Origin of the sequence: Lactococcus sp. S-13 (assembly GCF_004210295.1) — a bacterium.
GTDB lineage: Bacteria > Bacillota > Bacilli > Lactobacillales > Streptococcaceae > Lactococcus.
The window spans coordinates 1-6,645 of sequence record NZ_SDAK01000004.1; the positions used below are offsets into that span (position 1 = coordinate 1).

General features: G+C 32.6%; 7 protein-coding genes. All 7 read left to right on the forward strand.

The genetic code is table 11. The features are described from left to right. Positions 1-574 (forward strand): coiled-coil domain-containing protein (locus EQJ87_RS11420; RefSeq protein ID WP_223804557.1); only part of this gene is annotated, 574 nt, incomplete at its 5' end. Between the two features lie 562 nt (positions 575-1,136). Next, positions 1,137-2,021, forward strand: coding sequence for a replication initiation protein (locus EQJ87_RS11425; protein WP_130124747.1), 885 nt, complete (start codon positions 1,137-1,139; stop codon positions 2,019-2,021). A gap of 98 nt (positions 2,022-2,119) precedes the next feature. Next, positions 2,120-2,461: a hypothetical protein gene (locus EQJ87_RS11430; protein WP_130124748.1), complete on the forward strand. Its 342-nt coding sequence runs from the start codon at positions 2,120-2,122 to the stop codon at positions 2,459-2,461. A 9-nt stretch (positions 2,462-2,470) separates the two neighbouring features. Then, positions 2,471-4,462: a DUF1430 domain-containing protein gene (locus EQJ87_RS11435; protein ID WP_130124749.1), complete on the forward strand. Its 1,992-nt coding sequence runs from the start codon at positions 2,471-2,473 to the stop codon at positions 4,460-4,462. A gap of 1 nt (position 4,463) precedes the next feature. Beyond that, a complete protein-coding gene (locus EQJ87_RS11440; RefSeq protein ID WP_081200407.1) occupies positions 4,464-5,096 on the forward strand; it encodes an ABC transporter ATP-binding protein in 633 nt (210 codons plus the stop codon). Positions 5,097-5,368: 272 nt separating this feature from the next. Further along, entirely contained in the window at positions 5,369-5,740 is a 372-nt protein-coding gene (locus tag EQJ87_RS11445) for a plasmid mobilization protein (protein WP_130124750.1), read from the forward strand. After that, positions 5,722-6,645: relaxase/mobilization nuclease domain-containing protein (locus tag EQJ87_RS11450; RefSeq protein WP_130124751.1), on the forward strand; the 924-nt coding region annotated here is incomplete at its 3' end. The genes EQJ87_RS11445 and EQJ87_RS11450, both read left to right, overlap by 19 nt.

Below are 6,645 nucleotides of genomic sequence, written 5' to 3' on the forward strand. Positions count from 1 at the left end.
AAATCAAAAGAAAGAGGACTTGGCGGACCTAGCCTCTAAATTTGAGCAACAAATGACAAATCAGGCTCAAGAAAAAGCCAACGATTTCCTCGAATCAATCGCTGACCAACTCAATAAAACACTAGACCTTAAAACAAAGCAAGTGAATGACCTCAATCAAGCAATCATTGACACACATGAGGAACTTCAGTATCTAAAAAATGAAGTCCAGTCCGTTAAAAACGCTCAAAAGAACCAAAAATTCAAAGAAGTCTTACAAGATTTTATGTTGGTACTGGGTGCGATAATTGCCACTTTTGGCGCTCTCCTCTTGATTTTTGCCTTTTCATCATCACTATATTCTTTCGGTTGGCATAACATTTGGACGTGGGAAACATTTACACCTCACTATCAAGACCCAACAGCAATTAAAGTCATTGCAATTGTTTTTAAAATCATCTTTTCAATTGCGTGGTTTATGTTCGGTGTTTTTATCATGTTCTTGCCTTTAATGGCTTATCAGAAGTTTCTACAGGCCTTAGATTATAAATACAAAGGAATTGCTGGAAGATTGAATAAATTTTTTAATAAATAGTAAATCAATGTATCCGCAAGGGCTTGCCCGCGCCAGCCCTTTTTGGCAAAACGTTTCATTTTTTAATTAGGCACTTTTTTCAAGTCGAAAGAAGTCGTCTTTTTTGTTCTTTTTTGGAAAAAGAAATTTCTTCTTTAAAAATCGAATTTTTTCTTGGACTCTCTTTTATAATTCTTTTATAATTCTTTTAAACATCTTTTAGGGGGCTGGGGATCTGCTTAAATAAAGGGTTTGTATGTTATTTAAAGGTACATTGATGGGAGACTAAAGGTACATTGATGGGAGACTAAAGGTACATTGATGGGAGACTAAAGGTACATTGATGGGAGACTAATATTTAAAAGACATATTTAGGAGTTTGATATTCTTTGAAAGACATATTTAGGAGTTTGATATTCTTTAAAAGACATATTTAGGAGTTGCTCATAACGCTTTTATTACAACATTTAATTCTTTATAAGACACATTTAGGACTTGTTTATAAGACACATTTAGGACTTGTTTATATTATTTTTTTTTGTTAATATTTAACAAGACATTGTCTTATTAAAAGGAGTTGGAAATGACACACGAAATTGTTCAATATCACAATGATTTTAACACTGTCCCACTTCGCGGTTTTAGCGAAAGAGAAAAACGAATTGTAATGGCTTTACTTCATCAAGTCAAAAATAAAGACACTGAAATTGTCAAAATTGACTTTGATTCTCTTCGTTCTTTAACAGCGTGGAATGAAACAAAATCTCACGCCTCTAAGCAAGAATTTGTTACTTACTTAACTGGATTAAGCAAAAAAATAGGGCAACTTCAAGGCGTATTACGTAGTGAAAATGGCTTACGCAGTATTGTTTTCAATCTTTTTCCCACTTTTATTATTGATGGCGAAAAAACAAATACTCTAACTGTCAGAATCAATAGTGAATTTAAGTACCTTACAAACCTTTTTGATATGTTTACTGCCTTTGAATTGGAAGACTACAATAAAATGTCTACCAGCTATGGACAAGAACTCTATCGATTAATTAAACAGTTTAGGACAACTGGTTTCTATAGAGTAAAAATCGAAGAATTACGTCACCTTTTATCCGTTCCAGAAAAATATTCAAATGCGGACATGGATAAAAGAGTCTTTTCAAAAACAACAATAATAGACCTCACAAACGCTTTCCCAAATTTTAAAATCAAACAAGAACGAGGTAAAGGAAGAGGACGTCCAATTATCGGTTATACCTTCACTTTTGATAAAGAAAAGACCAATCAATACGAGATTGACCGCAAAAAAGAAGAACAAATTGCTCAGTTTTGGAAAACTGACGAGCCTGAACCTATGCCAACTGCAGTGTCACAAACGGAATATCAAAACCCTGAACTACGCAAACAAAAAAAAGAAACAGAAAAGCACAGCGCTGGATTCGGAGACTTGCTAAAAGGATGGTTCAAAAAATAAACTAGTTTATCATAACTTCAATTATGTTTATATATTTTTATTGTTTTTGTTAGATTTAAATGTTAAGATAATTTTATAAAATAAGAAAGAGGTTACATATGAATTCATCAATTTCACGAGCAACAATTAGAAACAAAAGCAAGAAGCAAAAAATAGTAGCATTCGCTATTGTTTCACTATTAATTTCAGGTACAGCAGTTTCAGCTGCACAAACTTTCGTTCCAGGAGGTTGGAATAATGTTTATTCTGATCGTTTCAACCCCTCAATTAGCCAGTCAACTGGATATGATAATGCAAAAATTAATAAATGGCACTCAAGCTGGGTTAAAATTGGAAGCCGAAGAGGTGACAGCGGGAATGCTTCAGCTAATCAAATTTCCTATGCTAAAGTTGTTGGTGCTTGGAATGGTAGTTTGTCAGGTTGGTATCAAGCTTGGTAAGGAGTTCTAATGAATAGAGTTACTAAATTGTTACTATTAATTCTATTTACTGTTATTTCTTTTTCTTCTGCAAACATGATTAAAAACAATCTCATAGATTCCAAAATAAAAAAGAATTATGAGCCAAGTGAGTTATCAAAGATACAGCTTCCTACAAATGTAAAATACGATAACAATCTTATATCACAAGTGAAAGATGTATCAGAGGCTACTGATACATCTTTCACTTTTAGAGTAACTTATGTTGCAAGTAAAAATGACGGTAAAGGAAATGTTGATTTTATTAAACCTATAAACCGCGTGATGTTTTTTCATACAAAACCTCTCCCCAAAGAAGATAAAGTGTTTGTAACTCATGGATTTGAGTACGTTTTTTTGAATTTTCCATTATCAAAAATTACATCTGTTCAACTAAAAAATAGTGATATATATATCACTAATAAAAATAAATCTAAAGGGCTTAAAAAACTTGCAGACCTAATAAATAAAAAATATGGATTAAACATACAAGATAAAGACTTATTATCCTCCAATCCCAACCAGTATGATACTCATTATGGAGATTTCATTGGTTATAATAATAGTAATTTAACTTTATTCATTGTTATATCTAATATATTTTTTGCAATTCTATTATTCGTATGGCTTGTATCCAACAACAAAAAGATTGCTATTTATCGTCTTAATGGACTAAGTTCTACTAAGATAACTAAGCTATTATTTATGAAGGAGTTTTGTTGTACTGCATTATTAATTTATTTAATTGTGAGTCTTGCAAATTTTAAATCTTTAAATTTTGAATATACAATTATGATAATGATTATGATGTCAATAGTAGTTATTATTTCTTACCTTGCTGTTTTACTTGTATCTAAATTTTCTCTTTCAAATCAAATTAATTCAAAATCTTTCTTTAAATACAGCCACTATACTTTATACTTAATTAAAGCTTTCGTTTTTTTGATTACAATTTCTACAAGTGCTTCTTTAATTTATCTTATAAATAGTGGCCTCAATACTAACACAAAAACAGGAAATGACTACTCAGTTCTCTATCCTGAATATGTTGGTTATACACTGAACAGTGATAGTTCTTACAGCAATGATTCAGAACTAACTTCTGATTTATTTAATTACGCTGAGAAACATGATGGGCTTTATGTTAATCCTATAAGATTAAACGTTGAAAATAGTGAGGAAAAAAATGTTTTACAACTAAACTATAATTACCTTTTGAAATTCAATATTAAAACATCGGATAACAAATCGATACTCATAAACAATGATAATACGTCCGGTATTGTAGTGGTATCAGATAAGTTGAAGCCTCACTTAAAAGATATAAAGAAATTTTATGCTTCTTCATCATCTTTTTCTTCACCAACTATCCATTATTATTTCATGAAAGATAATCAAAAGTTTAAACTTCTAGATGGTAGTAATGGGAATATAACTCCCGATTTATTGGAAATATATACATCAAAAAATGTAGGACAAAATCTTGATGCTTTACATAATGCAACAATGAAGTTTAAAATCCTTGGTACAAAAGACAAAACTTATAATTCTATTAAAAAAATACTAAAAAAACATGGACAATTGGAAACTCACCCATCTTTAATCACAGTGAATAATATTAATAGGTCTGATTATTTATCATCTATTGGAAACCCTTTAAGTTATACTGTAACTAATGGTTTAATAATACTGATCTTTTTATCTATGATTTTATCTACTACTTTCTTTTATTTCGAATTTTATAAAAAGAAAATCGCTGTCAGTTATCTTTACGGAATGTCATACTTGAAAACGTACAAATCTTTATTTGTGCTGCTCTCTATACAAGGATTAATCTTCTTAATTTATGGAGCACTACAACAAAATAGAATTATTATTTTAGAAGCTTTATTATTATATTTTATGATTGAAATCATAATAACAATCTTGCTTTCTAAAAAGTTACAAAAAAAATTAATGTTAAATTTTTTAAAAGGAGAGTAGTATGTTAAAAATTGAAAACTTAAATAAAAGTTATAAAAATAATCATATTTTTAACAACTTTAACTTAGAAATTCCTAAAGGAAAAATGGTGGCGATATATGGTTCTAGCGGTTCTGGTAAATCTACACTTTTGAATATAATTGGGCTCGTGGAAGATTATGATGATGGTAAATATTACTTTGATGGGTCTTTTGCTCCTCCTTTTAACAGTACGACTGCACTAAAACTACGTCGAAATACCATTTCATATTTATTTCAAAATTTTGCGTTAATTGAAGATGAAAGTATAGAAAAAAATTTAAATATTAGCTTAGTGTATTCTAAAATGTCTAAAAAAGAAAAACAAAAAAAAATGAAACACTTTTTAAAAAAAGTAAATATTGAACATCGACTAAGTACAAAAATTTACAGCCTTTCTGGAGGGGAGAAACAACGTGTCGCTATTGCTAGAGCATTATTAAAAGATAGTAAAATAATACTAGCAGATGAACCTACTGGTTCTCTAGATTTAAAAAATAGAAATGAAGTTATAAGATTACTACGAGACGAAGTAGATATAGCAGGTAAAACAGTCATAATTGTAACTCACGACCCGTACATTAAAGAACAAAGCGATTTGGTTATCAATATTTAAGAATTTCCCTATCAATAAATCCGCAGCAACAAAATAAAAACATGGCTAGCAGTTTGCTTAGCCGTTTTTATTTTGTTGCTGCGAACCGAGGGGGTTAAGGGTGGAGCTTTGCTCCCCCTTACAAGCACCACAATAGTCACAAAGTGGCTAGCTTGTGGGTTGCTTGCCAAGCCTTTATTATCATTTTAGCATTGAAGGGTCGAGCTTGAGCGTCGACACGAAAAATGTTAAAATGATAATATGAACGGAACTTTCATGGAAAGGCGGGTTTTATGAGCGAACTATCAAATATGGCTAGCAATAAAAAGGCAGAACCAAATCGGAAAGCACCCAAACAAATAAGTTTCAGAGTGAGCGAATCGGAATATTTAAATCTTGAGCGCTCAGCGAAAGTTTTAAATATTTCGGTGCCGGCTTTTGTCAAAAAGAAGGCACAAGGCGCTCGTGTGGTTGCACCTAAAATTAATCCAGACGATTCAAAAGAGATCGCTCGCCAGTTGGCAGCACTCGGTAATAACGTAAATCAAATCGCAAAAAGGCTCAATCAAATCGAATTCGCGGATACAAACACACAGGAGCTCATCTCAGCCGATTTAACACGTACCTTGAATGGTTTGGGGGAAATATGGCGACAACTCACATAAAACGTTCTTCTGGCGCTTCTAGGCTCGTCAATTACGCTGAAAAAAGAGCTGTTCAAAAAGACGGACACAATATTGATATTGATTACGCTAAATCAGAATTGAAACAAGTCCGTGAAATTTACGGTAATAAAGGGTCAACACAAGCCTATGCTTCAAGAGTGGCTTTCTCTCCAAAAGAATTTGACCCTAAAAACACACAAGACCAAATCAAAGCACTTGAAATTGCCAAGGAAATCTATTCTACCGCTTATCCCAACCAACAAGTCGCTTTATACGTGCATAATGACACCGATTCGCTCCACGTTCACGCTGTAATTGGAGCGATTGACCTACAGACAGGTAAGAAAATGCACGGAAATTGGCAACAATATCGTGAGAGGCTCGTTAAAATCACCGATAAAGTCGTAGAAAGACACGGTTTAGAGGTAACAATTCCTAAGCATAAGCCTGAAAAGCGGTCTTTGGCGGAAATTAAAATGAAAGAGCGAGGACAAGTGCCTTGGAAAGATAAAATTAGAAGTGCGATTGATACAACCATGCGAGAAGCTCATATAAGCGATTTTAAGAACTTTAAAGAAAAACTTGAATATTTATCCGTAAATGTCATTGAACGGGGCAGAGACCTCACATACAGCCTCACAGGCACTAATTATAAAGCACGTGGACAAAAACTTGGTGACGATTATAAAAAGGAGACCATTTTTAATGAGTTGGACAGACGAAAACAACGACAACTTGAGCAGTCAGGAACAGAATTTAGTCTCTCTTGGCTTAAGGGACGTGGAGAACGCATTAAACAAGAACAACAAGCTCGTCAAAACCTTGCAAAAAGAGCAGAGCGAGTACAAACAGACACTCTTTCAAGCCGTCAAAGCACAGTTTCGAGCGGAAATGACCGCCCTAGA

Bases quoted from the DNA above. Each gene is read 5' to 3' on its own strand.
- EQJ87_RS11440 (WP_081200407.1), top strand. From the start codon at position 4,464: ATGTTAAAAATTGAAAACTTAAATAAAAGTTATAAAAATAATCATATT.
- EQJ87_RS11435 (WP_130124749.1), top strand. From the start codon at position 2,471: ATGAATAGAGTTACTAAATTGTTACTATTAATTCTATTTACTGTTATT.
- EQJ87_RS11425 (WP_130124747.1), top strand. From the start codon at position 1,137: ATGACACACGAAATTGTTCAATATCACAATGATTTTAACACTGTCCCA.
- EQJ87_RS11430 (WP_130124748.1), top strand. From the start codon at position 2,120: ATGAATTCATCAATTTCACGAGCAACAATTAGAAACAAAAGCAAGAAG.
- EQJ87_RS11445 (WP_130124750.1), top strand. From the start codon at position 5,369: ATGAGCGAACTATCAAATATGGCTAGCAATAAAAAGGCAGAACCAAAT.